30 protein-coding genes are annotated in these 26,971 nt (G+C 55.3%); 15 read left to right on the forward strand and 15 right to left on the reverse strand.

The features are described from left to right. Positions 1 to 1,690 (reverse strand): DUF2138 domain-containing protein (locus PMI18_RS05160; protein ID WP_007905678.1); only part of this gene is annotated, 1,690 nt, incomplete at its 3' end. 35 nt (positions 1,691 to 1,725) lie between these two features. Beyond that, positions 1,726 to 2,517: a YfaP family protein gene (locus PMI18_RS05155; protein WP_007905680.1), complete on the reverse strand. Its 792-nt coding sequence runs from the start codon at positions 2,515 to 2,517 to the stop codon at positions 1,726 to 1,728. A 358-nt stretch (positions 2,518 to 2,875) separates the two neighbouring features. Here PMI18_RS05155 and PMI18_RS05150 point away from each other — a divergent pair, with 358 nt between their 5' ends. From PMI18_RS05150 to PMI18_RS05135, 4 genes are all read left to right on the forward strand, one after another. Then, on the forward strand, positions 2,876 to 3,625 hold the full coding sequence (locus PMI18_RS05150; protein WP_007905686.1) for an SDR family oxidoreductase: 750 nt from the start codon (positions 2,876 to 2,878) through the stop codon (positions 3,623 to 3,625). A 188-nt stretch (positions 3,626 to 3,813) separates the two neighbouring features. Further along, positions 3,814 to 4,374 (forward strand): nucleotidyltransferase family protein, encoded by a 561-nt coding sequence (locus tag PMI18_RS05145; protein WP_007905688.1) that lies wholly within the window; start codon positions 3,814 to 3,816, stop codon positions 4,372 to 4,374. A gap of 241 nt (positions 4,375 to 4,615) precedes the next feature. Then, a complete protein-coding gene (locus tag PMI18_RS05140; protein WP_157221686.1) occupies positions 4,616 to 5,797 on the forward strand; it encodes an AlbA family DNA-binding domain-containing protein in 1,182 nt (393 codons plus the stop codon). Between the two features lie 329 nt (positions 5,798 to 6,126). After that, complete coding sequence (locus tag PMI18_RS05135; RefSeq protein ID WP_007905690.1) at positions 6,127 to 7,323, forward strand: hypothetical protein; 1,197 nt, start codon at positions 6,127 to 6,129, stop codon at positions 7,321 to 7,323. 432 nt (positions 7,324 to 7,755) lie between these two features. Here PMI18_RS05135 and PMI18_RS05130 read toward each other — a convergent pair whose 3' ends face one another. The 5 genes from PMI18_RS05130 to PMI18_RS05110 all read right to left on the reverse strand — a co-directional run bounded on the left by PMI18_RS05130 (position 7,756) and on the right by PMI18_RS05110 (position 12,849). Continuing rightward, positions 7,756 to 8,565 (reverse strand): hypothetical protein, encoded by an 810-nt coding sequence (locus PMI18_RS05130; protein ID WP_007905692.1) that lies wholly within the window; start codon positions 8,563 to 8,565, stop codon positions 7,756 to 7,758. Positions 8,566 to 9,453: 888 nt separating this feature from the next. Next, positions 9,454 to 10,812, reverse strand: a complete 1,359-nt coding sequence (locus tag PMI18_RS05125; RefSeq protein ID WP_007905694.1) for an MATE family efflux transporter — start codon at positions 10,810 to 10,812, stop codon at positions 9,454 to 9,456. A gap of 172 nt (positions 10,813 to 10,984) precedes the next feature. Further along, complete coding sequence (locus tag PMI18_RS05120; RefSeq protein WP_007905696.1) at positions 10,985 to 11,503, reverse strand: hypothetical protein; 519 nt, start codon at positions 11,501 to 11,503, stop codon at positions 10,985 to 10,987. Positions 11,504 to 11,718: 215 nt separating this feature from the next. Further along, a complete protein-coding gene (locus PMI18_RS05115) occupies positions 11,719 to 12,330 on the reverse strand; it encodes a hypothetical protein (RefSeq protein WP_007905698.1) in 612 nt (203 codons plus the stop codon). Between the two features lie 48 nt (positions 12,331 to 12,378). After that, the gene (locus tag PMI18_RS05110; RefSeq protein ID WP_007905701.1) at positions 12,379 to 12,849 is read right to left on the reverse strand and encodes a carboxypeptidase-like regulatory domain-containing protein; all 471 of its coding nucleotides are present in this window, start codon (positions 12,847 to 12,849) and stop codon (positions 12,379 to 12,381) included. 328 nt (positions 12,850 to 13,177) lie between these two features. On the opposite strand from PMI18_RS05110, the gene PMI18_RS05105 reads away from it, so the two are divergent. Further along, positions 13,178 to 13,546, forward strand: coding sequence for a hypothetical protein (locus PMI18_RS05105; RefSeq protein ID WP_033036837.1), 369 nt, complete (start codon positions 13,178 to 13,180; stop codon positions 13,544 to 13,546). Between the two features lie 41 nt (positions 13,547 to 13,587). On the opposite strand, the gene PMI18_RS05100 is transcribed toward PMI18_RS05105, so the two are convergent. Then, the gene (locus PMI18_RS05100) at positions 13,588 to 14,163 is read right to left on the reverse strand and encodes a TetR/AcrR family transcriptional regulator (RefSeq protein ID WP_007905704.1); all 576 of its coding nucleotides are present in this window, start codon (positions 14,161 to 14,163) and stop codon (positions 13,588 to 13,590) included. Between the two features lie 147 nt (positions 14,164 to 14,310). Here PMI18_RS05100 and PMI18_RS05095 point away from each other — a divergent pair, with 147 nt between their 5' ends. The 4 genes from PMI18_RS05095 to PMI18_RS05080 all read left to right on the forward strand — a co-directional run bounded on the left by PMI18_RS05095 (position 14,311) and on the right by PMI18_RS05080 (position 18,253). Beyond that, the gene (locus PMI18_RS05095) at positions 14,311 to 15,411 is read left to right on the forward strand and encodes an alkene reductase (RefSeq protein ID WP_007905705.1); all 1,101 of its coding nucleotides are present in this window, start codon (positions 14,311 to 14,313) and stop codon (positions 15,409 to 15,411) included. Positions 15,412 to 15,473: 62 nt separating this feature from the next. Beyond that, positions 15,474 to 16,262, forward strand: coding sequence for an SDR family NAD(P)-dependent oxidoreductase (locus PMI18_RS05090; protein ID WP_007905706.1), 789 nt, complete (start codon positions 15,474 to 15,476; stop codon positions 16,260 to 16,262). 47 nt (positions 16,263 to 16,309) lie between these two features. Beyond that, positions 16,310 to 17,179 carry an alpha/beta fold hydrolase gene (locus PMI18_RS05085; protein WP_007905708.1) on the forward strand — a complete coding sequence of 290 codons (870 nt, stop codon included), beginning with the start codon at positions 16,310 to 16,312 and terminating at the stop codon, positions 17,177 to 17,179. Between the two features lie 75 nt (positions 17,180 to 17,254). Beyond that, entirely contained in the window at positions 17,255 to 18,253 is a 999-nt protein-coding gene (locus tag PMI18_RS05080; protein ID WP_007905714.1) for an NADP-dependent oxidoreductase, read from the forward strand. A 358-nt stretch (positions 18,254 to 18,611) separates the two neighbouring features. Here PMI18_RS05080 and PMI18_RS05075 read toward each other — a convergent pair whose 3' ends face one another. Next, positions 18,612 to 19,568 carry an AraC family transcriptional regulator gene (locus PMI18_RS05075; protein ID WP_007905716.1) on the reverse strand — a complete coding sequence of 319 codons (957 nt, stop codon included), beginning with the start codon at positions 19,566 to 19,568 and terminating at the stop codon, positions 18,612 to 18,614. A 199-nt stretch (positions 19,569 to 19,767) separates the two neighbouring features. On the opposite strand from PMI18_RS05075, the gene PMI18_RS05070 reads away from it, so the two are divergent. Together PMI18_RS05070 and PMI18_RS05065 are read left to right on the forward strand one after the other, a co-directional pair. After that, complete coding sequence (locus tag PMI18_RS05070; RefSeq protein WP_007905717.1) at positions 19,768 to 20,721, forward strand: diiron oxygenase; 954 nt, start codon at positions 19,768 to 19,770, stop codon at positions 20,719 to 20,721. Positions 20,722 to 20,801: 80 nt separating this feature from the next. After that, positions 20,802 to 21,224, forward strand: a complete 423-nt coding sequence (locus PMI18_RS05065) for an MAPEG family protein (protein WP_007905718.1) — start codon at positions 20,802 to 20,804, stop codon at positions 21,222 to 21,224. On the opposite strand, the gene PMI18_RS05060 is transcribed toward PMI18_RS05065, so the two are convergent. Both PMI18_RS05060 and PMI18_RS0129800 read right to left on the reverse strand, forming a co-directional pair. Next, on the reverse strand, positions 21,219 to 21,791 hold the full coding sequence (locus tag PMI18_RS05060) for a DJ-1/PfpI family protein (RefSeq protein WP_007905726.1): 573 nt from the start codon (positions 21,789 to 21,791) through the stop codon (positions 21,219 to 21,221). The two genes, PMI18_RS05065 and PMI18_RS05060, sit on opposite strands and share 6 nt — an antisense overlap. 186 nt (positions 21,792 to 21,977) lie before the next feature. Next, positions 21,978 to 22,280, reverse strand: a complete 303-nt coding sequence (locus tag PMI18_RS0129800) for a putative quinol monooxygenase (protein WP_033036838.1) — start codon at positions 22,278 to 22,280, stop codon at positions 21,978 to 21,980. Positions 22,281 to 22,513: 233 nt separating this feature from the next. Between PMI18_RS0129800 and PMI18_RS05055 the strand changes: the two genes are divergently transcribed. From PMI18_RS05055 to PMI18_RS05045, 4 genes are all read left to right on the forward strand, one after another. After that, positions 22,514 to 23,020 (forward strand): AAA family ATPase, encoded by a 507-nt coding sequence (locus PMI18_RS05055; protein ID WP_033036839.1) that lies wholly within the window; start codon positions 22,514 to 22,516, stop codon positions 23,018 to 23,020. 78 nt (positions 23,021 to 23,098) lie between these two features. Continuing rightward, the gene (locus PMI18_RS31995) at positions 23,099 to 23,431 is read left to right on the forward strand and encodes a DUF6966 domain-containing protein (protein ID WP_081499891.1); all 333 of its coding nucleotides are present in this window, start codon (positions 23,099 to 23,101) and stop codon (positions 23,429 to 23,431) included. Beyond that, positions 23,355 to 23,675 carry an isochorismate lyase gene (locus PMI18_RS05050; RefSeq protein ID WP_007905729.1) on the forward strand — a complete coding sequence of 107 codons (321 nt, stop codon included), beginning with the start codon at positions 23,355 to 23,357 and terminating at the stop codon, positions 23,673 to 23,675. The genes PMI18_RS31995 and PMI18_RS05050 overlap by 77 nt, the downstream gene beginning before the upstream one ends. Before the next feature lie 27 nt (positions 23,676 to 23,702). Next, the gene (locus PMI18_RS05045) at positions 23,703 to 24,203 is read left to right on the forward strand and encodes a GNAT family N-acetyltransferase (RefSeq protein ID WP_007905730.1); all 501 of its coding nucleotides are present in this window, start codon (positions 23,703 to 23,705) and stop codon (positions 24,201 to 24,203) included. Between the two features lie 52 nt (positions 24,204 to 24,255). Here the strand turns inward: PMI18_RS05045 and PMI18_RS05040 are convergent, their stop codons facing one another. From PMI18_RS05040 to PMI18_RS0129810, 4 genes are all read right to left on the reverse strand, one after another. After that, complete coding sequence (locus PMI18_RS05040) at positions 24,256 to 24,852, reverse strand: LysE family translocator (RefSeq protein ID WP_007905732.1); 597 nt, start codon at positions 24,850 to 24,852, stop codon at positions 24,256 to 24,258. Between the two features lie 51 nt (positions 24,853 to 24,903). Further along, the gene (locus tag PMI18_RS05035; protein WP_007905734.1) at positions 24,904 to 25,740 is read right to left on the reverse strand and encodes an AraC family transcriptional regulator; all 837 of its coding nucleotides are present in this window, start codon (positions 25,738 to 25,740) and stop codon (positions 24,904 to 24,906) included. Positions 25,741 to 25,815: 75 nt separating this feature from the next. Beyond that, positions 25,816 to 26,292 (reverse strand): VOC family protein, encoded by a 477-nt coding sequence (locus PMI18_RS0129805; protein WP_032830569.1) that lies wholly within the window; start codon positions 26,290 to 26,292, stop codon positions 25,816 to 25,818. Positions 26,293 to 26,577: 285 nt separating this feature from the next. Continuing rightward, entirely contained in the window at positions 26,578 to 26,964 is a 387-nt protein-coding gene (locus PMI18_RS0129810; RefSeq protein ID WP_033036840.1) for a hypothetical protein, read from the reverse strand. Positions 26,965 to 26,971: the final 7 nt, after the last annotated feature.

The raw sequence follows: 26,971 nt of genomic DNA on the forward strand, positions 1-26,971 counted from the left end.
GCGCCAGCCACTGCCAGTGGCCGTCGGGCTCGCTGCCTTTAGGCAAGGTCAGGGCATATTTGCCATAGCCGCCGAGGGTGCGCAGTTTCGGGATCAGGTAGGTTTGCGCGGCGTTGTAGAACACCGGCTCCATGTCTTGCGGCAGGCTGTCGAGGGTTTCCTGTTGCATCAGTTGCGCCATGGAGTCCGGGCCGAAATAGATCGGCATCAGCAGGTCTTTCGGCACGACGTCAGCCATGGGCGGGAAGCGTTTGTCGAGGGTGCCGAGGGCTTTGTCGACCAGTTTGTCGTCCAGGGAGAACAGCAGCGTCGAACCGTGGCGAGCCAGGCTGACGCGCATAAAGGCTTTGCCGGTGATCGCGTCCGGTTGCTCGGCATCCTTGGCTTTATAGGGGCCGAAATTGGAGCTGACCTGGCGCTGCCACTGGTGGGTCTGGCCTTCCTGTTTCTCGACCACCGGGAACGCGTGCTCGGCGACGTTGCCTTCGTAGGCGCCGACCATCGAGCCGAACAGGTTGCCCAGGTCGCCGTCGAGTTTGGCGCTATCATCGTCGTTCAGGCTGGCCACCAGCAGCGGCGTGTACAACCGCGAATCGGCGTACCAGCACAGGCCGGCGGCACCGGCCATGTGTTCGGTCAGGGCTTGGGCCACGGCGTCGTCGGCGCCGAGTTTCACCAGCAGCGGTTTCTGTTGCTCGGCGGCCAGCGGCAAGGTCACGCAAGCACTGGCGCCCATCGGCATGGCCTGCCAGATCGGTTTGAAGTCGAAGTCGGGCTGGTTTTCCAGTTCATCCATGGCGAGGAAACTGTGCCAGCCCTTGTCGTCCATGTCGAAACGCAGGCCGGCGAAGTTCGGGATGAAGCGCTGATAACCCATGGCCAGGACGCTGGAATTGACCGAGAGGCGTTGTTTTACCTCAGGCGCGCGGGGTTGCAGGCCGAAGGCTTCGGGGAACAGTTTCTGGCCACCGAGCAGTGCTTCCAGCGATTCGGTCGAGACCATGCCGGGTTCTTCGACTGGACCGTGGCCGGCGTCATAAAGCTTGGCCGGGTTGGACAGCACCACCAGTTTGTCGCCATGAGAGGCGAACAGCAGCGCTTTGCTGTTGTTGTAGGTGAGTTGATAAAGCGGCACCACATCGCCGGCGACCTTGATTTCAGCCAGCTTGCTCAGCTGCGTATCATCCAGCGCCACTTTTGCCAGCGGCTCCAGCACCTTGGCCAGCCCGCCACGATCCATCACCAACAGAAAATCCTTGAGACGCCCATCCGCCCCACGCCACAGCGCCACGTCCGCCGGTTGATCGAACAGCTGCTCGATCAGGCTGTCCTGCAATTTCAGGTCATGCTCGTAAATGATCCGCCGCAAGCTGCCGATCAAACCGAGACGGTCGGCGTGGGCTTCGTAATAGAAGACGAAATCTTCGGTCAGGGTTTCCTTGAGAAACGGCACCGCCAGCAGATCCTTGGGCAGTTGGCTCAGGGAGTGGGTTTCGAGCAAACCGTCCGGCCGGCTCATGCCCAGCTTGTCACTGGCCAGTTCCGCAGGCGGAGCCTTGGGTTGGTTCAGGAACCATCCCAACCCGCCCGCCACGCCGGCCACCAGGCACAGCCCGATGACCAGCGCCGGCCAGCGACGGGAAGTGTTGGCGGCAGGCGAAACGCCCGGGGAAACAGTGTTATCACTCATGTTCACAAACCCAATTCATCCGTGGTGCGGGATGTTTAATAGTTGAAAGTCTTGACCAGCAGCAGGTCGCCGATCGCTCGCAAAGGCACGATGAAGGTCTCGCGTTTTTCGTCGACGGTGTTTTCGTTGAGCACCAGATTGATTTGCGAGGTGATCACCTCGTTCTGGTTGCTGGTCTCATCGAAGTTATAGCCGCCGCTGCCGAAGTTGCCCCAATAGTTCACGTAAACCAGATAAGTGCCATGCATCGGCGCGGTCATGGTGAACATTTCCGGGCCGGGGCCATCGACCCCGTCCGGGTCCAGGCCGCCGCCGTTGCTCATTGCAGGGCGAGCCCAGAACGCATGCTGGCCGTCGGGGGTAATGATGTGCAGGTCAAGTTCGGCCTTGGAATCGTCCCAACCCAGCACCACGCGAATTCGCGCCGGCGTGCGCAGGTTGTTGGCTTCGTAGAATTGAACGCGCTTGAGCGACTTGCCCTCGGAACTGCGCACTTCGACGCTGTTGGAGCCGGCGCCGAACGCATACGGCCGGGCGAAACGCCCTTGGTCGTCGGTGTACAAATTCAGGGGATTGCCGTTGACCGCCAGGCTATGGGGCGGACGCAACGTGCCGAGAGCCTTGAGTTGGCCTTCGATCATCGTGCGATTGCGCTGCACGCCCCGGTCGATGGGCGGCGTGGGATAGGCGACTCGAGGGTTTTCACTACGGTCCAGCAGGCCGTGATAGCGCCAGCCGCCCACCGGTTCCGACAACTCGGCCGTGGGCTCGGCCCATGCCACCTGGGCGCAGACCAGCGTGATCAGCAGTGAAAGAACACAACGCATGTAACGCCTCCTGCCATGCATAACGAAGCCTTGCGCCCAATCCTCGGCGCGTTATTAATCTTACTGCTGGATACTGAAAAGCCGTTTGAGTCGCCCTCAAACACACCGTCATGTTTCAAAACATGACGGGATACAAAGGCTGGCAATATAACATTCCCGCCAATCTGTTTTTCCGGTCTTTTTGTGCGCATCTCTGCATTTTTTCAAGTTGACCCGATCGTCGTCTGAGCGAACCACCTATCGGACAACACCAAGCAGTTCCATTGCGGGTCTTTAATGGTTGCAGGATTCAACGTCAGCTCCTCGATCTGTCCACCCATACGACACTCAGGACTGACATCGCATCGGGAGACTCGTCATGAAAATCGTCGTCATTGGCGGTACCGGGCTGATCGGCAGACACCTGTGCAAAAACCTGCAAGACCTGGGGCATGAAACCCTGGCCGCTTCACCCAGCACCGGCGTCAACGCCCTCACCGGCGAAGGACTGCAAACCGCCTTGCAAGGCGCCGACGTGGTGGTCGACGTGGCCAACTCGCCCTCCTTCGAAGACGCTGCCGTACTCGAATTCTTCGAAACCAGCGGGCGTAACCTGCTCGCCGCCGAGAAAACCGCCGGCGTCAAACACCATGTCGCCCTGTCGGTGGTGGGCACCGAGCGCATGCTCGACAGCGGTTACTTCCGGGCGAAAATGGCCCAGGAAACACTAATCAAGTACTCAGGCATTCCCTACACAATATTGCGGGCCACGCAGTTCTTCGAATTCATCGGGGCGATTTCGCACTCGGGCGCTCAGGACGGCGACACCGTCCGCCTGACCTCCGCCGAGCTGCAACCGATTGCCGCGGTCGATGTCGCGACGGCGCTGGCGAAGGTCGCCGTGCAAGCACCGAGCAATAAGACATTGGAGGTCGCAGGCCCAGAGCGCTGGCCGCTGGTGGAATTCGTGCGCCTGTTTTTGCAACACACCAACGACCCGCGCCAGGCCCAAGCGGACGACACGGTCCCCTACTTCGGCGCGCCCATCGATGACCACTCGCTCACGCCGGGAGAACACCCCATCATCGGGCCGACGCGCTTCGAGAACTGGCTCAAGAGCAGCGCTTGATACGCAAATGGGTAATTGCACAGACTTACCCACCCATTTGCATTCGACCTGACCAGTTATTTGCATCGGATTTTAACCAGCATGCTTCGTGGCCATGACCGGCAGAGAACGGCCAAAAGCGGACATTAAATAATTCACCCAAGGCCTCGGTCGGGTAAGCTCACCTCCAGCCACCATGGAGGGTATTGATGCATTCACTGACCAACGAGCAAGTACTGGCGTTCGCCAAAGGAAACGTAATCAACCAGCAATTGCTGACGCTCCTGCCGACGCTGGAAGTCCCTCACTGCATGCTGACAGCGGGATGTCTGTTCCAGACCTTCTGGAATCATCAAGCAGGACAGCCTGCCGAATGGGGAATCAAGGATTACGACATCGCTTATTTCGATGAGGATCTTTCATTGGAAGCCGAGGATCGAGTGATCACACGGGTTCGTCATGCCTGTTCGCATCTCGACGTCAACATAGAGGTACGCAATCAGGCCCGCGTTCACTTGTGGTACGAATCCAAATTCGGCGCTGCCTATTCTCAATTGAGAAAGGTAACCGATGGCATAGATCGTTATCTGATCAACTCGACCTGCCTGGGAGTTGATGTCTACACAGGGGAGCTGTACAGCACACACGGCTTGGACGATCTTCAGAACAACCTGCTCAGACTAAACGAACTGAACCCTCTGCCTAGCTTGTTTAGCCAAAAAGCGGCTAGCTATCGGGAGCGCTGGCCATGGTTGACATTAGTCAGCTAAACCCCGCTGCGGGTCGTTTGCGGCCCGTCGCGATAGGCAGAAAACGGTCAAAAGCAGTCGTACCTGTTACACGCGTCGCGTCAGCATCCGAGCCGAATGGCACACGGCGAGAGCAGGCAATGATAATGTCAACTCCCTGGATATCCGGGAATATCAAGCTTTACTAAGCCCCTGCTGAACTAACCTGATCGCAGTTAACCTCCACAATATAAGCCGTTATCGAACCAGAGAGCGAATGCCGATGATCGAACTGCTGAATACGTTACGCTACAAGAGCGAAGGCCCTGACATTGACTTTAAGTCTGCGCAGTATCGCTTCAACGGTGCAAGTGAACTCGATAAATCGGAGATGCTTAAAGACATACTAGCGATTGCCAATTCGTGGCGTGATAGCACAGGTTACATCCTTCTAGGGTTCAAGGATCAACGCCCCCACCCGGCGGAAGTCGTCGGTATTCGAGAGAGTATCGACGATGCGCAGATACAGCAATTCATTAACGGTAAAGTAAAACCGAAGCTGACATTTCGCTACGAAGAGCACCTGTATGAAGGGAAGACCGTAGGTGTTATCACCATTCCGAAGCAAAAGCGTCCATTCTATCTCGCCAATGCCTACGGAAAAATAAAGAGCAACGTCGTGTACGTGCGCCGGGGCAGCAGCACCGACGAAGCGGAGCCTACAGAAATCGCCGCGATGGTAAACGACGACAGCGGACGTGGAGATATACGATTAGATCTTTCATTGATCGCGCCAAATAACGAGGCCCTGCCCAGCACATTCGCACGAACATACTTGGAGTTTACCGAGGAATTTCCAGACTTTAAGAAAGCCCGAAAACCTTCAAATCCATTTGAGTTCCAGGCTTACTCCAACATGGAGCGAGACAATAGTGATTTCTGGAGAGAATACGCCGAGTACATAAAATTAGATGAAGCGCTTATCGCGGTGCAGTTTTTACTGTTGAATCAATCCGGGGTTCAACTTACAAACGCGAAGCTTGAGGTAGTAATTGACGCGCTTGATGACCAGCGCTTTCAGTTACTTGAGGCAAGTGAGGTGCCGACTAAACCGAAGCCACAATGGAATTTCGTCGATAGACTAACCACTGCCCCACACGTGTTGACAAGTCAGAACTCAAGCTTGTTGGTAATTGATGAGAACGAGTCAAAACCTATAGTTCACGTGCGTTTTGGCTCTCTATTGCCGGGTGAGCAAGGCAGATCCGAAACTCTAGCTATCGTCCCGCAGGGCATCGGCAGACTCCGCCTACGCTTGCGTATCCTGGGAAGCGAGATAGCCACACCGATTGAAGAAGAGCACTTGCTTGAAACAACAGGCGAGGCTCAATCGCTTGACTTCGAAGGATTTCGGCAGTTCGTGCAAAGGAAGCTTGCGGTGTCCAAAGGGCGCACAACCGAGTAACGGCTGCCATATTCGTGGCAGAGCAGAAATGGGCTGCTACCGGCCGAGGCTGTGTAAAAACGTTTTTGATCGATACTGCGAACCCGAATCGCTTGAAAAATCGCGTTCCTACGCAAACTTCCGGGCTCCTAAGCTGCCGATCGTCAGTAGATTTCGCGTAGGAGCACACGCGTCAAAACGTGTAATGCGTTTTTACACAGCCTGGGCCAATAGCGGACGGTTGCTTCATTCTGTGAGATGCCAGCTTGCCTATCCACTGGACAGCCGAAGCCTGCACTCAAGTATCGACTAAGCTTGGAACGACATACAACGTAGGGTAGAGAAAACCAATGAAAGCTCTTTTTTTGGGAGCAGGCGCCTCCTATGAATGCGGAATGCCGCTTGTATGGGAGTTTACAAATGGGCTAAGAGCCAACGTACTGAAAAGGCTGGACTCTAAACTCTTCGACTTTCGAAAGGATCCAAGCTTTCGAGCTCGATTTGAGGCCATTCTTTCTGACCCAAATCTTCATTACGAACAAATGATTGGTGTGTTGGAGACTCTCCAGTTTGAGCGTGGCCCTAGCTCGGATATCGCACGCACTACTGCGCTTCAACTTGTGGACTGCGTGCAGATTCTCTTGCTCGAAGATCAATTATTCACAACCAATTTGCTTGCAGAAAAAGCAAAAGACTATTCAGGCATTAGAGGCCTGCTCAACAAGCATCCATGCCTTCATGTTTTCTCACTGAATCACGATATTAACTTTGAAGAAATCTGCAGATTCCACAATGTGGAGTGTAAAGATGGGTTCTTCGATCACACGACTGAACGCTACTCCAATATTGCAAAATTTAAGTCTCTGACTAAAGAGCAACTGAACAATGGCGAATTCAACTTTTTCGGGCCAGAAGAGGTTGGTGTGAATCTTATAAAGCTTCACGGCTCTCTTGATATGTTTGCCGTCGAGGATAGAAATCTTTATCTCAAATGTGCACCACCTCCGAATACGTCTATTGGAGGGCACGCTCAAGAAATCCGAAAAATTGAGAATAAAAGTCTTGAGTTAAGTCAGCGATTGAAAATCAGGACCGTCGGAGAGTTAGATGTTACTGATAAGGATGGCGAGATTCAGTTTCTGAGGCGTTCATTGCTGTCCGGTGCGCATAAATTTAAAGGCACATTCGATCAAATAGCTCCAGTGGCTTTCTTCGAAGAATTCAAGAAAAGGATGTCTGCTGTTACTGAGCTTGACGTTATTGGCTACGGCTTTGGAGATCTCCATATCAACGAGTTCTTTCGCCAGTGGATGGAGGTGCCTGACGTTTCAATGAGCATATACGACCCCTATCGAAAATCCACGCCTTCCATCCTAGAAGGCACGACAGGTAAAGTATGTATTTTTAACTTTGGACTTACAGAATATTTCCAAAAAATGGAACCTTCTAACAACTCTTTACTGTTGAGTTTTCGTAAAAAATCGCTCGAGCTCGTTAGAGAAAATCTTCGGCAACGACGATTATCACTCTGGAAAACTAACAATTAGACGTTAGCTGTGAACTCCACATTCATCCACGAACATAGATATAGCCAAAACCGAGTCTACCCCCTTGGCTTCTTAAGCCGAAAGCAGCCCGTCATGAATGACTGCTATTGGCCGTTTTCTGCCTGTCGCGACCGACAGAAAACGGCCAACAGGCGTCGTTCGTGGATCAAAGGAGTTGGCTGCCGACAGCCCCTACACTGGGGCACTCGCATGGCTTGGGGTTCCAACTCAATCAGCAGGGTGTTGTCAGCAGCGGGGCGAGAGGCGACGACTTCGTAGCCTGACCAGAAAGCGGCAAGATCAGTAGGATGCACGGCGACAGCAGGGGCAGGTGAAGGGTGTGTTTGGGGACTGCCGATTTACCTGCTTCCCAGACGATCAACTCGCTCGTACCCCCAGAGTCCGCGAATAACCTTAAATTTTTGCTTCGCTTTACTTTGCTGCGGTCACGGCGTATGGCGCATAAGCCTGTTTGACCGCATATACGACGGCGGCGCATTCCTGCCATTGTTTGCAATCCAGGGGCAGGCCTGGAGTTTTGATAGCGGAATCGTCCGAGCGTTTCCCCAGCACGTTGTGGTTGTTCATCAGTACCGCTTTTGAGCCATCCATGTTGATGAACCAGCAGTACCGTTCGGTCTTATCCGAAACCTCCCGCGACGTGCAAGTGGCGGCAACAAGTGGCTCATCTGCAGGAAGTGTCAGGCTGAATTTGCCGCTGGCATCGGTCTGAGTGGTGATCGCCGACTCCGGCGCTGCCTCAGCGTAGGGCTTAGCACCGGATACATAGAGTAGATTTTCGTAGGCATATCGCAGGTACCTCTCTTCATCATCCAACATTCCGCGAATTGTTTTATATTTTTTGTATTGCTGTTTCTCTACTACTTCGTTGTATATAGCTTCGGTGGCCGCATATTTCATATACTGTTTTTCAAATTTTTCAGAGTATTTGGCTACATCGGAGGCCAATGCCTGGTACATTCTAAGTTCATAGTCTTTGATCACTTGCAGGGAATGAAACGACACGAAGAGACCCCCAAGTGGGATGCTTTCACCGCCCCGCGTAACTACAAATATTTGGCCTTGGTAAGTCTTGGCGGATGGTGCAAATTGAGGAGTTTTGGCCAACTGATCTGGTAGGCTGCCGATAGGTTTGCCTTGCTGATTGGTGTACAGCATGTAGGACGTCGAGGCAAAGGCAGCTGTAAGTGTGGCGAAGATGAAGAGGAGTGCGTTTTTCATGCTCCAGCTACCTCTAATTCTTAAGTGGAAAACCCCGTTCTTAGTCAAGACCAATTCGCTAGAAAGTTCCAGCCAGGCTGCTTGGCTACTTTTGTTTGATTCCAAAAGAAACTCGTCACTGAGCGAGTCTAGGTGTCTAACCTGGCCGGGGTTTGCATGATGGCGACGTCTCCCCCGGTTTGAGTAGTGCCAAGCTTTATAGTCAAACCCAAGCAGTCAATCACTGAGACAGACCCCAAGGTGGCAAGTCCGAGTAGGGTTAGATCTGTCCGCTCCTGGCCGATTGCAGTCTGTCGCGAAGGGCTGCAATCGACCCAAAGCGGACAGTGTCAGAAAGCACAATTAGCCAAGGGTGATTGGGAACATCACTGACAGATTGTGAGGCGCAGGTGTATAAATGTGGAATAACGACAGCTCTGGGTTCGCTTGGGATTTGAATGGACGATCTTTCCGATATTGAATGTGTAAACCTCACGGTGACCAACCGAGAGCTTAGGTATCTCATTGCATGTGGGCCAGCTCTCGCGCAGCACATTCCGTCCGAATCACTCCCTACATATTGTGGAATGACGAAAGACGAGATCATCGCCGTAACACTGAAGCTGAGGGCGTTAGCGAATAGCCTGGGCGTAGACATGTGATCAGCATCGTTAATGACGTTGGATTGCGATCTCAGAGACATGCTGTCGTGCGCTGTCCAGCGTCCGCTTCTGGCCGATTGCTACCTGTCGAGAAGGGCTGCAATGCGCAATTCTCTGCCTATCACGGTTACGAAGCATGACGGTCAAATCCCATGCAACCGGTGGTCAGATGCGATGCAAATTATTGGTCAGGTCGAATGCAAACAGGTGGTCAAGTGGAGTGCAATTTCGCACTCAAACGAAGGCCCTACACCAACCGCTCAATCTTCTGATGCTGCCAGACTATTTTGTAATACAGCGTCTGCAGCATCAGCATGCCCAGATAGGCCACCGGAAACGCCATCCACACACCTTGCAGCCCAAAGCGCGCATCCAGCAGATACGCCACCGGCAACTGCACCCCGACCACGCAAACGATCGTAACCACCACCGGCACCAACACCGTGCCGCTGGCGCGCATGATGCCGCCGACAATCGCCTGAAAGCCAAACACCAGCAGACTCCAGAGCATGATGTGCAACAGGTGTTCGGCCATCGCCCGGGTGGAATCATCCGTGAGGAACAACCCCAGCAACCAGTGCGACAGCAAGTAACCCAACACCACCAAACCACCGGTCAGGCACACGTTGATCAACAGCCCCGTGCGCAAAATCGGCCCCATGCGCTCGATGCGCCCTGCCCCAATCGCCTGCGCGCCGAGGATCGACGCCGTGATCGCAATCGACAGCGCCGGGAACTGCACGTAATTGACGATCTGCGTCACCGCCCCGTACGCCGCCGTCGCCTGGGAACCGTGCTGATTCACCAGCGCCAGAATCACCAGCTCCGACAACGACAGCACCACCATTTGCAACCCGGTCGGCAGCCCGATGCGCAACACCTTGCCGAGGATGTCCATGTCCAGCCGCATCGAGGCAAACATCTCCCGATCCGGCGCCAACGGATGCCCCTTGCGAATCAACCGCCACGCCAGCCACACCATCGCCGCCAAGTTACCCGCCAACCCCGCCCACGCCGCACTCTGAATCCCCATCGGCGGCAACCCCAACCACCCGAGAATCAACGCCGGCGTCAGCGCCAGCCCGACACACGTCGACACCACCAGCGCCAACAACGGCGACACCGTATCGCTCACCCCACGCAGCAACTGCGTGAATAACACAAACACCAACAGCGACGGCAAGATCCACATCATCACATGTGCATACGCCACCGCATCGTCCAGCACATCCACCGGCGTCCCCAAACCCTGCAACGCCGGCCGGGCAAACACACTCCCCAACACCGCCGCCACCAACCCGATCATCGCCCCCAACAGCAACGTCGAACCGGCGATAGCCTTCACCAAATGCAACTCCCGAGCGCCCCAGGCTTGACCGATCAACACCCCCGCGCCGGCCCCGAGGCCGATGACCAGGGCGATGAAGAAGAACACCACGGGGAACATGCCTGATACCGCCGCGAGAGCCTGGGTGCCGAGCATTTGGCCGATGTAGATGCTGTTGATGGTGCCGGACATGGATTGGAGGAAATTGGAGAGGACCATGGGGGCGAGGAACAGGAGGTAGGTTTGCCAGAGGGGGTGTTGGGTGGTGGGGGTTTGCATTGAGGTTCCGTCTCGGGTGGGGGCTGGCGTCTGGGAAATTCTACGCTACGGGACTGGGAACAATACGCTTCTATTTTGCGGATTTGGGTAACACGAGCACTGCTTGCTTTCGGCAAGCAGCGGTCACTGGAATGTCGTTTGTAGTGGATTGAGCCCTGGCAACCTATTGCGTCTACTTGACGAACCTAAGGCAGGCAAAACCCGTCTTGATGCGCAGTTGTTGAATGGGTTCGATGCTCTCCTGATCCCCGACTTTTTTGACTACACCAATTCCGCAGTAATACTGGTCGCTGGTAAAGATTGGAAGGATGCCTGTCTTGGTTTCACTCCAGAAGCCGGTCTTCAAGGTGTAGGTGGCGCCGTCCTGCGGCGTGAAAGAAAAGGGTATTTGACACAGGCTACCTCCGACTACGTTCCGGTAAGTCAATACCAGCTCTTTGCCCACTGCAATCGGCGATTCGATAAAGTCACCGGTATAGGACAGCGGCGTGAACCCCGCGTAGCAACCTTTTTCGTTGAAGGTCATGGCATCCAGCGTGGTGCCACGTTCATATTTTAGGCGAACCGTCGCAGAGGGGGCATTCGGATCGGGAAAGGCATACTGCTTGCCCCCAAACATTGAAGTGCAACCGCTGAGCGCCATCACTCCTGCCAGCAGAGTACACCAGCCAAACTTGTGACTCCCGTACATCAATCGCTCCCTGATACCTTCGGACTCCCCTGTGCATTTCAGGGGTCGGACATTGCTGGATAGTGGCGAGGTCGCAAATCAACAGCCAGAAAATGCCGCTGGCCCGCTAGCGATAAGCTGATCACTATCTTGCCGTTTGCAAGCACTCTCAACGATTGCCAAGGCAGCTTTTCAGCAAACTACAGTTGCCAGCGGACGAAGCCACATCGTCGGCGTTATTGCACCATACACAGCCCTTTTCCAAACACATCCGTGGCCTTTGTATTGGGCCAGCCCGGAAATTGCAGGTCCTGAGAGAGATCCGTTATCGCAACGTTGGCCAGAAATGGGTGAGCCTTTTTGATATCGACAATTGCCTTTGCAAAGTCGTCACGATTGGAAAGGCACATCGTCAGCGAGTTTGCGTGAAAGTTGCCAATGTAGACGGCGTCCCCACGCTTGACGCTGAAGAGCAGCGGCTTTTTCTGATCGGCACTGAGTCCGTCATAAAAACGGTAGTACCAGTGGGTGACTTCATATGTGCCCGGAGGTACTTCGAAAACGAAGGAATTGCCCATGATATGCGTGGTACCACGAACCTCGTTGTTCTGGTCCAGCGTAGTAAGAGCGATGCGCGTAGCTTTCGCCTGGGAATCCGGGTCATGGTATTTGAGCAGCACATTCAGTCCATGGGGCTGAGTGAGAAACCCCTCGGAAACAAAACCGACAATAATTGCCTTCTGGGGACTGATGGGCTTACTTTCATCGGCTCGTTCAATCATGTTTGAAGCGGTGACACAGCCGCCCAACGATAGCATCGAGACGAGCGCCAGTATCCACTTGTTCATCCTTTGTTTCCTTGTGGTGAAATTGCGATCCAGCAGCACATGCCTCGATCAATCGTTGGTAAGAAACACTGTGGTCTGCTGACCTTCCTCGACAACTACTCGTCTTGTCAGTGAATTCATGTCGACAACGCTCCATATGAAGTAGGCGCCCGCCGGCACCGCGTCAAACTGGAATTCGCCTGAGCTGTTGCTGTGAGTACGCCGGGTGAGAGGATTAAGTCTGGGGTCAAATTGATCAGGCAGCTTAACGCCATCCCGCTCGGCCTGTTCTCGTTTTTCTGTGTAGGGTGTTGCCGGCCACAGCAGCATATTACTGTTGTTGCCATAGCGTATTTGGCCTCTGCGGTCCGTGAAGTAAAGCTTTCCTGAAATAGACCCGATACCTGCTTTTGACTGCGCCAGCATCAGTTGTGCGTATTCGGCTTCGGGCATCGGGGCGATGGGTTTGTGTTCGTTGTTTGTAGCGCATCCGGCCAAGGTCAGTGCCAGCAATGCTGTGGTAAAACGACTTACAGCCATCAGAAAGCTCCATTTACTGCACGAGTGATCGCGCTTGGTCCTGCTCAGTATTTCGGTGAGTTTTTTTTGTGTGAGTCAGCCGATGCAGTATTACGAAACGCCTTTGCCGACAGTGCCCGCGTATCTCAGGGTTTCGTCCATGAGTGGCCGAACTTTAGTCAACCGGGCTCACTGAGCGCTTCATACCGCTGGTCCGGTTTGAAAATGATCCCAATGCTCGACGCGGCACGTGTCAGCTTTTGGGCCAAGAGCAGACTGTGGACAGGTAGCCGCTGAGGTCTCTACGCTGGTCGATCTAGTGACAGCACAGCGGTAAAAAGGAGTAGTTATGTTGGAAGTTGCCATTGATCGAGATAGCGTGCATGCAGGAGACGATATGCACAGTCATGAGACGTCAATTTACGTCGAAGCTACCGCAACGCTAAGTTTGTTGTTCGATAAGGTGCAAACCATGGGCTACTTGCCAGGCATCAGGGGTGGCGAGGCTACCTGGATAATTTGTACGTCTGAAAAACCAATAGGCGTTTTAGCTCAGCAATGGTCAGAGCCAAAACTGACGGTGCCCGCCGACAGCATGATAGGTGAGTATTTTGCAGGCATCGAACCTCGCCTTTTGTTCAGATATTGGTGCCAGAAAAATCCAGATCAGGTTTTCGACCATATCAAGATCGGTAATGAGCCACCTCCAGTTTATTAGGGGTCAATGGCATCCCTAGCCATTCCCTATATGAAATGAACCTACGATTGAATAGGTAATGATGCGGTCATCTTCGCGTGACACACCGCCAGAATTTCATCCGCCAACGCCGAGTCGTCAGGACAGGCGCGCGATAGCATGATCGTACCGACCGCGCGCGCCAGCAGATCGATCATTTTCTCCCTGGCCTCACCCGCTGGCGCATCCGGCCCGGTCGGGTATTTTTCGCCGAGCGTTTGCAACGTGCGCTCGATGCCTTCAGCGAATGCCGACTTCAAATCGCCTGACTGACGCGCAGCGTCGCCGCACAACGCCGCCATGGTGCAACCCGTGGCGCGCCCGTCGCGATGATCCCTGGACACATACACATCGATGAAATCCTTGATGCTCAATGCTTCAGCGCTGATCAGCGATTGCGCAAGGCTGTTGGCCGAGGCCTCAGCCATCAAGTCGGCCTTCGAACCGAAATGTTTGTAGAAACCGCCATGGGTGAAACCGGCAGCGGCCATCAGGTCGGCCACGCCGACACCGTCAAAACCGCGTTCGCGAAACATGACCGAGGCCGTTTCGACGATGTGTTCCCGATTTGCCTGGGCCTGGGCTTTGGTCACTCGCATGTTCGATACCTCGTTACCGCTTGGATATTCATCGGCTGATGATACATAGATGTTGGACATAATCAAAATTGTTGACAGTTTAGATTTCGATCATCATCCTAAATGCCAGCCATATGAAATTCACCAACGGGCACGGAACAAACACCCATGAGCGACCTGAATCTGTTTACCCCCTACACGCTTGGCGCCCTGACGCTGTCAAACCGCGTGGTTCTCGCCCCGCTGACGCGCAATCGCGCCGCAAAAGGCTTTGTACCGAGTGAATTTGCTGCTGCCTATTACAGCCAGCGAGCCAGCGCGGGCTTGCTGATTTCCGAAGCCTCGCAGATCTCGCAGCAGGGACAGGGCTATCAGGACACGCCAGGCATTTACACACCGGCTCAGATAGAGGGATGGCGCAAGGTGACCGATGCCGTGCACGCCAAGGGCGGGAGAATTTTCCTGCAACTGTGGCATGTGGGCCGTGTTTCCCACGTCGATCTGCAACAGCAAGGCGCGGCGCCGGTAGCCCCTTCCGCGCTTCGTCCCGCGACCAAGGTGTTCGTCAACAATCGCTTCGAGGACGTTTCCAAGCCGCGAGCGCTGGAGACTGACGAACTGCCGGGCATCGTCAACGATTTCCGCCAAGCGGCGGCAAACGCCATTGCGGCAGGCTTCGACGGCGTGGAAATCCACGGTGCAAACGGCTATTTGCTGGATCAGTTCATCAAGGACGGCGCCAACCTGCGTACTGATGCCTACGGCGGCTCGATCGCAAACCGTGCGCGCCTGTTGCTGGAAGTGACGGCCGCGGTGGCCGCCGAGATTGGTGCTGATCGCACGGGCATTCGCCTTTCGCCTGTCTCGCCGGCCAATGGTGTATCGAGCAGTGATCCACAGGCTCAGTTCGATTACATCGTCGACCAACTCAATGCTCTGGACATCGTTTACCTGCACGTCGTCGAAGGCGCGACCGGTGGGCCACGCGACGTGGCGCCCTTTGATTTCGACGCCTTGCGCCAGCGCTTCAAGAACACCTACATCGCCAACAACGGCTATGACCTGGACCTGGCCACGGCACGCCTTGCGCATGACAAGGCCGACCTGATCGCCTTTGGCCGCCCATTTATCGGCAACCCTGATCTGGTGGAGCGGCTCAAGACCGGTGCGCCACTGTCCGCCTTCGACCCCTCCACGCTCTACGGGGGCGGTGCGGCGGGATACATCGACTACCCGACGCATGCCGAATCAAGCGCTGCCGCGAACTAGGCACTGGCTGGTTTTATTCGTGCATCAATCCCAATCCATGTTCCTGATAAAGAGCTGACATCATGACTACTCTCCCTACCGTGCTCATCACTGGCGCTTCCACTGGCATCGGCGCGGTTTACGCCGAGCGTTTCGCCCAACGCGGGCATGATCTGGTGTTGGTCGCCCGCGACCATTCGCGCCTGGAAACGCTCGCCGCAAAGTTGCGTGGCGAACACAACGTCGCCATTGAAGTGCTTCAGGCCGACCTGACTCAACTCAGCGACCTGCACACCGTCGAAGCGCGCCTGCGGGATGACGCGCGCATCGGCATCCTCGTCAACAATGCCGGCGCCGCACAGTCCGGCAACTTCATCGAGCAAAGCACCGACAGCGTTGCGCAACTGGTGGCCCTCAACACCACTGCGCTGGTGCGGCTCGCCAGCGCCATCGCGCCACGCCTGGCCAAAGCAGGTGAAGGCGCGATCATCAACATCGGTTCGGTGGTGGGTCTGGCGCCTGAGTTCGGCATGTCGGTCTATGGGGCGACCAAGGCGTTTGTGCTGTTCCTGTCCCAAGGCCTGAGCCTGGAACTTTCGCCTCAAGGTGTTTATGTGCAAGCCGTATTGCCCGCCGCCACCCGCACGGAGATTTGGGACCGCGCCGGTATCGACATCAACACCTTGAGCGAAATCATGGAAGTGGGTGATCTGGTCGATGCCGCACTGGTTGGCTTCGACCGTCGCGAACCGGTGACCATTCCTCCGTTGCAAGAAGGCGAGCGCTGGGATGCCCTGCAAACCGCACGTCAGGGTCTTTTGTCGCAAATCAGGCAGTCCGCCGTGGCGCCACGCTATTTGACTCGAGTCTGAACCCTGTCGAGCAGGTCGGTCTCGCCCCGCAATCGGACGGAATAAACATGACCCTTATGGCTACAAGCAATCACCCGGGTTCGCAGTCGTCATTTATCAACGCGGCGAACCAGTCGGTTCTGGTTGGCGGGATCCCCTTCGCCTATCGTGATCTGGGACCCAGAACGCAGGTCCCGCTGGTCATGTTCAACCATTGGGGGGCAGTGTTGGATAACTTTGACCCCAGGATCATTGACGGTCTGGCAAAAAACCGGCGTGTCATCACCACCGATTACCGCGGTATCGGTGGCTCGGGTGGCGCTGCGCCATTGACCGTCGGCGAGATGGCTGACGATGGCATCGGCTTTATTCGTGCATTGGGTTTGGACAAGGTTGACCTGCTCGGCTTTTCACTCGGCGGCTTCGTCGCTCAAGACATCGCCCTGAAAGCTCCCGAACACGTGCGCAGGCTGATCCTCACCGGAACCGGACCGGCCGGTGGCACAGGCATCGACAGCGTCGGTTCGGTGACCTGGCCGTTAATGATCAAGGGTCTGCTGACGCTACGAGATCCCAAGTTCTACCTGTTCTTTACCACCACGGCCAACGGCCAACGTGCCGCGTCCGAGTATTTGCAACGATTGAAAGAACGCCAGCAAGACCGGGACAAAGGCCCGACACCTCGCGCGTTTTTACGGCAGTTAAAAGCCATTACTGCGTGGGGCAAGCAGGCGCCGCAAGAACTCGGTCGCCTGCGTATGCCGACGCTGATAGCCAACGGGGACAACGACATCATGGTGCCTACCGTGAACTCGATTGAGCTGGCGAAGCGAATCCCCAACGCGCAACTGATCATTTACCAGGACGCCGGGCACGGCAGCATTTTCCAGCACCATACCGATTTCGTGGCCAAGGCTTTGGCGTTCCTCGACGCCTGACAGCCTGTACGTCTAATCGCATCAACGTTGCCGGGGCCGCGCCCCATTCTCATTCCACCGACAAGAGCAACTGCAATGAAGGCATTTTTTATCGACCGCTACGGCAAGCAGAACGGAATGGTTGGCGAAGTGCCCGACCCTGCGGTCGGTGTGCATGACGTTCTGATCCAGGTGCATGCAACAAGCGTGAACCCGTTGGACTCGAAGATCAGAACCGGGGAATTCAAACTGATCCTGCCCTATACATTTCCATTGGTATTGGGCAACGACCTGGCGGGTGTGGTCGTTCGCACGGGCTCGGCGGTGAAGCGATTCAAGCCAGGAGACGAAGTCTATGCACGCCCTCCCGAGGATCGGATCGGGACGTTTGCCGAATTGATCGCCGTGAACGAAAACGCGCTCGCGCTGAAACCCTCGAACCTTGACATGGCCGAAGCGGCGTCCGTCCCCTTGGCCGCCTTGACGGCCTGGCAGGCGCTGGTTGAGACCGCCCAGGTGAAAAAAGGCCAGAAGGTGTTGATTCATGCCGGATCCGGCGGTGTCGGCACGTTTGCCATCCAACTCGCCAAACACCTCGGCGCCTTCGTTGCGACCACCACCAGTACGGCGAATGTCGAATGGGTGAAGGCGCTCGGGGCGGATGTGGTCATCGACTACAAGCAGCAAGATTTTTCAACCGAGTTGCGCGATTTCGACGTGGTGTTGAACAGCCTCGGTGCCGATGTACTGGAGAAATCGGTCAAGGTTCTCCAGCCTGGCGGACAGCTCATTTCCCTCTCCGGACCACCGACAGCAGAATTTGCCCAAGAGCAAGGCTTGTCCTGGATGCTACGGCAAGTCATGCGCCTGCTGAGCAGCGGTATTCGCAGAAAAGCCCGCAAGCACGGGGTGAGCTATACATTTTTGTTTATGCGTGCCAACGGGGTACAACTGCAAAAAATCACCTCGCTTATCGAAGCTGGCGTCATCAAACCGGTCATCGATCGTTCCTTCCCTTTTGAATCGACTGCAGAGGCGTTGCGGTACGTCGAGCAGGGCAGATCAAAAGGCAAAGTCACCATAACAATCAAATAAGCGCACTACGAAAAATGTCCGAAGATAACGTGCATGCCGCCAAGTATCACATTCCAGCGCCTGAACCAGAGGAGCAGCCACCGCACAACAGACACACGCAGGAGCAGTTGCAACCGGAAGTCGCACCTCTAGAAAAGCCGATAATCGTTTGGCGTAGCTTGATGCTTGAGCAGTAACGAGAAATGGTTGAAGCCATTTCAATGTTTTCGACCAAGTAATCGCACCTGCTTTACATATAGGTCCTACACCAACCTCGGAAACAGATGTGATCGGCCGGCGCTTGCGGGCGCAAACGGCTAAGTAAATGAGAACGGGCGCCTGAGTGGCGCCCGTTCTTGTATCCGCGCACCGAACTTTCTCACGCTGATTGTCTGCGCCAAGTGCCGGGTGATGTGCCGAACTGGCGTTTGAATGCGCGACTGAACGCGGCTTCGGATTCGTAGCCCACTGCAAAGCCGATTTGCGCCACATTACCGCGACCTTCGCGCAGCTGTTGAGCCGCTACGTGCATACGCCAGAGCGTTAGGTATTGCATCGGTGGCTGTCCGACCAATGCCGTGAATCGCTCCGCGAATACCGAGCGCGACATGCCCACTTCAAGCGCCAGGGCTTCTGCAGTCCAGCCCTCGGTTGGACGGGCATGGAGCAGCGCCAGTGCGCGTCCGATATGCGGATCTCGCAAACCCGCCAGCCACCCGCGTCGCTCAGCGGGGAGGCTCGCGACGTACTGGCTGACGGCTTCGACGAATAGCAATTCGGAGAGCTTGGCGATGACCGTTGTCGAGCCGAGGCGCCCCGCCGCAATCTCGCTGACAGCGAAACGGAATGAGCTTTCAATCCAGGCTCCCGAAGCCGTCGCGCGCAAGTCTAGTTTCAATAAGGATGGCAGCGACGAAAGCAACGGACTGAAGGGGGTTTCAGAGCCGAGGAATCCGCACAATAGTTGCGTGACCTCGCCGCCCCCGCCGTACTTTATTCGTGAAATAGCGCCGACTTCCGGCGGCTGAATAACTTCGCCCGCCAGCATGGGCGCAATGCTTAGATCGCTGCCAAAAGAATGAGCGTCATTGTGAGGAAGCAGAACGAGTTCGCCTGCCCGCACGTCGATGGCGGCACCGCCGTCGACTTGTAATTGCATATGCCCCGCGGCGACAAAATGCGACGCAATGATATGTCGAGGTGCCGCCAGGAACGGTTTGCAATCGTCCGCAGAGATTCTTCCCTTGATGCACCAAGGTGCAGTGAATTCCGCCTCGAGAAAAACCCCTCCAGACAGCCGAATCACACGCAACACATCAGAAAACGCATCCAACAATTGCCAGCCCTCCTTTCCGGAGTCCGGAGCATGTAATCAGGCGCACTGGTCATTCATCGCCTGAACTGCGAGGCCTAGATTAGCACCAACGTGGACTCCGTGATCGAGACGATCCCCAGGCGCTTCACCGATGGTCATTGGCTCCGACGTTAACCGTAATTGCCCCATTCCAACTCGACCAGGCAAGCAGGAGATCGATATGAACACCGTTGCTACCATGCCCAGCGCAGATTCGGATAACGCCGCCCGTTATGCTCAACTTGTCAGATCATCGAAGAAAGCGGAATGGCAGATCGATCGTGATTTGCTACAGGACCGGAGTTTCGACTTCTCGCGCAAATTCTTGCCCGACGGACTGTCGCGGATCGACCGCCTGACTTTTCTCGACGCGAACGAGGCGCGCCTGCTCAGTCAGATTCAGGGCCGAACCTATGCGTATATCTTTGGTTTGGTCGAGCGTTTTATCAGCGCCAAAATGCTCGATCAAGGTCGAGCCCATGTCTTTGACGATCAGCTCGCACTCGAAGCGCTGGTGCGCTTTTCTAACGACGAGATCAAGCACCAGGAACTGTTCCGGCGCATGGAGACGATGATTAGTTCGCACTTGCCAGCGGGATATCGTCAAGTTGCCGATCCAAACGATGTGGCGCGCTCGGTACTTGCGGCCAGCACTTGGTCGGTACTGGCGCTGACCTGTCATATCGAGCTGTTTGTTCAGGCGCACTACGCGCAAAGCATCGCCCCGCGTGAGGAGTTGTGCCCACTGTTCAAGGATGTTTTCAAGTTTCACTGGAAGGATGAAAGCCGGCACGTTGTACTCGATGAACTGGAGTGGAAGGCGGAGCACGCGAAACTCTCGCCAGCCGAGCGCGACCAGGCAGTGAATGATCTGATCGCATTGGTGGCGGCCGTCGACGGAATACTGCAGGCACAATCGGCATCCGATGCCGACTACTTTATTCGCAATGTTTCACGATCATTCAGTGTCGATGAGACAGCGCAAATCCAAGCTTCCGTGCTGAGCGCCTACCGCTGGCAATACATTATCTCGGGCGTGGAGCATCCACACTTTGGCCGGCTGCTTACGCACATGACAACACCCGCACAGATGTCCACGATTCAGACCGCACTGGCACCCATCATGAGCAATTGATCGACTGGCGCGGCCGACCGTGCGTCGGCCGCGCGGCTGTGGGATGAGGTGTTGAAAACGATTTATCGAGGCTGGCAGCCATGACAATACCGATGTGGATGTTGCTTGGATTTGCGACCTGGACTTTGCTGCTGTTGATGGCAACTGTCGGGGTGTATCGCTGGGTCAGAATCTTGTTCTCGAATGTTCCGATTGCCTCTTTCCGATGCGATCAGCTCGAAGGCGAGGATTGGTATCAGCGAGGGATAAGAGCACACGCGAACTGTGTGGAAAACCTGCCGGTCTTTGGCGCCATCGTGTTGGTGATTTCAATCCTTGGTATCAACGGCCCTGCAGTGAGCTACTTGTCCGTAATCGTCCTGATCGCTCGCGTGTGCCAGTCTCTGGTTCACGTATCACATGTGCAAACCAATACGTTCGTGGCGGTTCGGTTTACCTTCTTTTTCGTTCAGTTGGTCTGTTTTCTCGCGCTCATTGTTTTAGCCGCTTGTTACGGCTTATGAAACGTGTTCCGCTGCCAACAATGACCTGAACTGCGAAACGCTCTCTGAAGATAGTCCGGCAGCTTCGAACACTGCGCAGGTAAAGCTAACGGGTGCAGGGCCTGGAGCAGTTATGATGCGGTCGGCAACCACCGCTACTTGACTGCTTCGATAAAGTGCGACGCCTTCATAACCTACGGCATTCTGTTGTAAGAAGTCAGCGCTGTTCGAGGTATGAGAAACCGTGTCGAGAAGCCCGGCCCTCGCAAGTGCCAGCGTTCCCCCACAGATACCGGCAATTGTTGCTCCACTTGAACGACTCGCAAGCAGAAAGTCCCGAATATCCGGTGCATCTGCACGCTCCCAGATCATTCCACCGATGACGACCACAACGTCCGGCTTCCAGTCCAGGCATTGTTGCAAGCTGCTATCCACAGTGACAGCCAATCCACCCTGCGAGCGAAACTGCCCCGTAGTAGAGGCGAAAAACCTGACGTCGATCCCATAAAACGGGGATGCGGTTCCTGCAATAAAAGCGTATTCCCAGTCCGCAAAACCGGGTGTCAGTATCAAGCCCACGCGTGCCATCAGTCAGAATCCTCCATGAAAACGAATAACATAAAGTGACAGCAAGTAGATCTCAACGACTGCTTATGTTTTTACACAGCCTCGGTCGACAGCTGCCGGTCATGCGACTAACGGCCAAAAAGCTGGCTTGCTCAGCCTATGTGCACCTCTGCTGGACCGATTAGCCTGCATGATGGCCAACGGGATCTAAGCAAGGATCGTTGATCCAAGGTGCAAAACGGTCGCGGGAGCCGCCCTGAAGGTGGGACTGTACGCGTCAGCTGCAATCATATGAGGAGTAATGTCATGAGCTTCCAGAGCTGATTTCGACGCCCATCGCTCAATTAAAACAAACTGGTCTTCATCGTCGGTGACCCTATGAAGGTCGTATTGCAGGCACCCTTCTTCATTTCTAACAAGTGGGGCAAGTTTTTCAAATGCATCAACTTGCTCTTGTCCTCGTCCCGCCTGTGTAGAAATCAAAATGACCAGCTTCACTTCACTAGACATAAACATGCTCCATGCTGGTGTTCAGAAATTTGATTGCACATTGCTGTAGGCCATCAGCGTGATGGTCATGGCAGGAAAGCATGATTTCGCCTCATGCAGCAAGCTAGAGCGGACGGTTACTCGCCCTTAGCCTTGTAGGAAGGGAAGTGTGTTCGCCCGTCGCTGGCCGCTATTGCTGCCGCATAACTGGCAACCGCCTAGACTGGGTTAACTCACTAACCGAAGGACATAAAATGCCCATTGTCTTCAGCGGCCTTCCAGGTACCGGAAAGACGACTATCGCAAGTGACCTTGCCGCCAGAACAAGTGCTGTGTATCTGCGGATCGATACGATTGAGCAGGCTATCCGAAATTCCGGTGCTCTGGCACAAGACGTGGGGCGGAGCGGCTACATGGTCGCTAATGAGCTTGCTCTGAGCAATCTTCGTTTTGGCAGCACGGTCATAGTCGACTGCGTTAACCCAGTAATCGAAAGCCGAAAGGCGTGGGGCGAAATCGCCACACGCTCTGGTGCTCCATTAGTGAATATCCAGGTGGTTTGCTCTGATAAACATGAACATCGGCGACGAGTAGAAACCAGGAAGATTGATATTCCCGGGCTGACGCCACCAACCTGGCAGTCTGTATTGGATCATGAATATGAGGCCTGGGATAACGCCCCGTTTAATATAGACACAGCCCTGACATCTCCAAAGGAGGCAGTGGCAATGATCACCAAACGATTTTTATCCGGGGAGTAGCGCCAGCCGGCCGACAGTCCGTGTCGGCAGTCAATTATCTGGGCAAATCCATCGTTCCGCAGTTGGGTGATTTCTAAAATGGGACCTAAGACCGAACAGCTGATTTGCGTGCTCGATCAGCTCGCCGTCCTGCTTGAAAGCGATGGCGCCACTCACTGGAGCCAGTGGATGCGCAAAGCAAGGGCACACTTGCTGAACTCTGATTACTACGGGATTGAATATCTGCTGTCAGCCTACGGCGGTTATGGTATTCAGCCTGTATCACTCACGGAAGATAACCCACCAATACCTCTTCCGAAGCCCACAATCTTTTTCAGCAAACGGAGTTACTTACATGGAAGTCATCAATCAGTTGCAACCCGCAGAGTGTGCAGGCATGGAGGATATCCGGCGCGAAATCGATGCCCTTGATCACGCCGTTATCAAGCTGTTGGGCAAGCGTTTTCATTACGTGCTGGCGGCCTCGAAGTTCAAGACCTCAGCGACTTCGGTGCGTGCGCCGGAGCGTTTCAAGGCGATGCTGGCGACACGTCGCGAGTGGGCCGAGGCCGAAGGCTTGAGCCCGGATGCCATCGAGAAGATGTACAGCGACTTGGTGAACCACTTCATTGGCGAAGAGATGAAACACTGGGCGGCTCATCAATCCGAAAGCTGATTCTGGTGCCTGAAGGGAAGCGACCTTATGAAACCCGTCAGAATTCGTACCCTGCAAAGTACTGACGCTGAGGCGTTGCTGACATTTGAACTGGACAATCGCGAGTGGTTCGAGCGTTTCATTGACGCTCGCGACGCTGCTTTTTACTCGGTGCAGGGCGTCGCCGACCACATTGCGACTTATTTATCTGGTTTTGCCGCCGGAACCTGGCACCCATTTGTCATCGAAGATGCTGACGGAAAAATAGTGGGTCGGGCGAACCTGAAAAGCATCGATATATCCGAGGGGTCGGCAGAAGTCGGCTACCGGATTGCTCAAAGCGCTTGCGGACAGGGACTGGCAACGCTGGCGGTGAGGCATCTGATCCAGGAGGCGCAGTTGCATTGGAACCTTAAACAACTGGTTGCCAACGTATACGCTGCAAATATCGGCTCGGCAAAAGTACTCAAACGGTGTGGCTTCTTGATCGAACCGATATCTGGGCAAGAAGGTTCAGAGCTCGAATATCGGTTTGGCCTTTTGATTTAGATGAGTGACCGCAAGCTGCGACTTACATCGCCCTGCCCGGGCAATGTTCGATCTACACCAGCACGGTCAACCACGCCGACACCAGCAGCAAAAAAGCCAGTGCGGTGTTCATGCGCTTGAACGCCTGGGGCGAACCGAAAGCCCGAGCACTACCCACGCCGAGCAACGCCCACAGGGTCATGCACGGCAAGGAGACCAACAGAAACATCAGCGACAACACCACCAGCCGCAGGGTCTTGTCGCCGCCACCGACAAATACGCTGACCACCGCCACGGCCATCATCCAGACCTTGGGGTTGACCAATTGCAGGGTGGCGGCGCCGAACACGCTGAGCCCCTCGTCCTGCGGGGCGCTCGCGTCCAGGGTCGGCGGCGCGCTTTGAAAGATCTGCCAGGCCAGCCAACTCAACCAGAGCACCCCGGCCCAGGCCATCGCCTGCTGCACACGCGGAAACCGCAGCAGCGTCTCGCCCACGCCGAGCCCGACTGCAAACACAATCAGTGCCGCCGCCACGCATGCGCCAAAAATGATCGGCAGCGTGGCACCCAGCCCACGCCGTGAACTGTGGCTCAACACCAGAATATTGGTCGGCCCCGGGGTAATCGAGGCGACGAACGCAAACAGCAGAAAAGGCAGTAACGATTCCATGGCATGGACTCCTTGATCAATTAGGAAACCATGGTCGCGGGTCAGCGGGATTCAGTCTGGAAGGTTTGAGCAGCGCTTGCGGTAATCCGCGGGTGTGAGCTGGTAGGCACGGCGGAACCAGCGCCCCATATGGCTTTGATCGGCGAACCCGAGGGCACTGGCCACCTGCGCCGGCGACTCGCCCCGCGCCAGCAACTGTCGCGCCTTGGCCAGGCGCAGCTGGATCAAATAAGCATGAGGCGCCAGCCCAAAGGCTGCCTTGAAGGCCCGCGTCAGGCGAAAGCGATCAACACCACAGGCTTGGGCCAGATCATCCAGCCCAATGTCTTCATAGACATGGGCATGCAAATAGTCACGCGCCACCTGGGCCACCCACGGCAGGCGCGGATCAAAGGCCTGACGCTTGCGCCAATCAAGGTGGCCAGTGAGCGCCCCCAACAAAGTGTCGATGGCGCTCTGGCGCACAATGCGCAAGTCACCCTCATGGAGCGCGTGGAAGGCTTGAAAAATGGCAGTGGCCAGGCGCGGATCCTGGCTCAGGGTGTCGGCAAAACCCGGCTGACTGTTGGCCGGCGCGTGCTCGAACAACGCGTGCAACTCCCGTTCCAGCCAGTGCGGATCGAGGTAGAGCATGGAATAGGTAAACCCCTCCTCGGTCGGCGCGTGCCCATCGTGGATCTCCCCCGGCTCCAGCATGAATACCTTGCCCGGCGTACTGAGATGGCGAACGCGCCGGCAATTGAACTGCTGCACGCCCTGCTCAGTGACCCCCACCAGAAAACTGTCATGCCAGTGCGGATCGTAGGCATGCCCCTGAAAATGGGCACGAATCGACTCAATCCCGGTATCGGCGTCCTGGGACAGCTCAATCCAGTTGCGTCTATCCACGGATAAGCTCCATAGGCAATGGTTCTGCGTTCATCTGTACGGACGACTAAATTACCGCGCAATGGAAAAGAACGTTTAGAAGATTTGTGCAGGTTCCTCGGCAAATGCATCCTTGATAAATGCCTCCAGCTCTTTCTCTTCAAGCAGCTCAATAGAAAAATGCCCAAAGCGTTTCGGTAACCAAATGATGCGTGTCCCACTTGGCGACTGCAGATTATCGCGGGACAGTGGTTTTCCGTTCTCATTTTCCGGCTGGACTCCTGCATCGATCAATTCGTCGTACGCTGCCTCAATATCCGGTGTGGAATAGCAGTGACGGTAGATCGTGCCTTCGCCGTTGGAGTCCATCAGCGCCTTGAGATTTCCGGTAAACGGTTGCACTAACATTAAGCGCTCCGTTCCAAACATGACGATCGCATAGCGCACATGCAAACCGTCGCGCTGCCAATCAAGTGTCTTTGAGATCCTGGCGCTGAAGACTCGGGCGTAATACCTGCACGCTTCTTCAAGGTCTTCGACGAGAACATCCACGTGGCTGAATTTTAGTTTCAATGGCCTCACCCTTTTCAGACATACGATTGGTTTGCTGTCAGTCCGGGTATTCTGATTCGCTGACCTTTGCGATAGCTACTGATGTCTGCATTCGGTCGATTTCTGTCGATGTTGACCGGCAGTTATGGGTTGGTTGCAGCCCTTCGCGACGGGTAGAAATCGACCCCAAGCGGCCTTTCGCGAAAAGCAATTAATAGCCAATTTCGTCGAGATGGGCAGCAAATGCCCAATAGTAGACAGGGTGCGGTCAGGCTGATTCGTCAATGTTTTTTGGAGGCTCTGGCATCAAGGACGATGCAGCCCCGTGGCATCCCGCCAGTACAATGTTTCTTCAAACTGGAAGCTTATCAGGAAGAGGGACGAGCACGCCTGAGCGATGGATTGGGCTATTTTGTCCAGATCTTCCATAGCAGACTGCCCGTCCGGCTCAGGACCTTTGATTCTGATGGTACAACGCATAGCGACACTGAAGTCGACACCCTTCATATCCTCAGCGTAAATCATAGAGTCAGTGGTTACGCCATCGGTACTCAGTGTTAGTCCCGAGATAAAGGCAGCTTCCAAACCCCCGCCCACTGCGTTGATTTCCCAGGCGCCAGCATTGTTTAAGGCTTTTCCCAGTATCGGGGCTGTGAGCGCATTATCAGCTTCCAGGTACAGATCAAGACTCATTTGAACC

The sequence above is a fragment of the Pseudomonas sp. GM102 genome, assembly GCF_000282555.1.
Lineage (GTDB): Bacteria > Pseudomonadota > Gammaproteobacteria > Pseudomonadales > Pseudomonadaceae > Aquipseudomonas.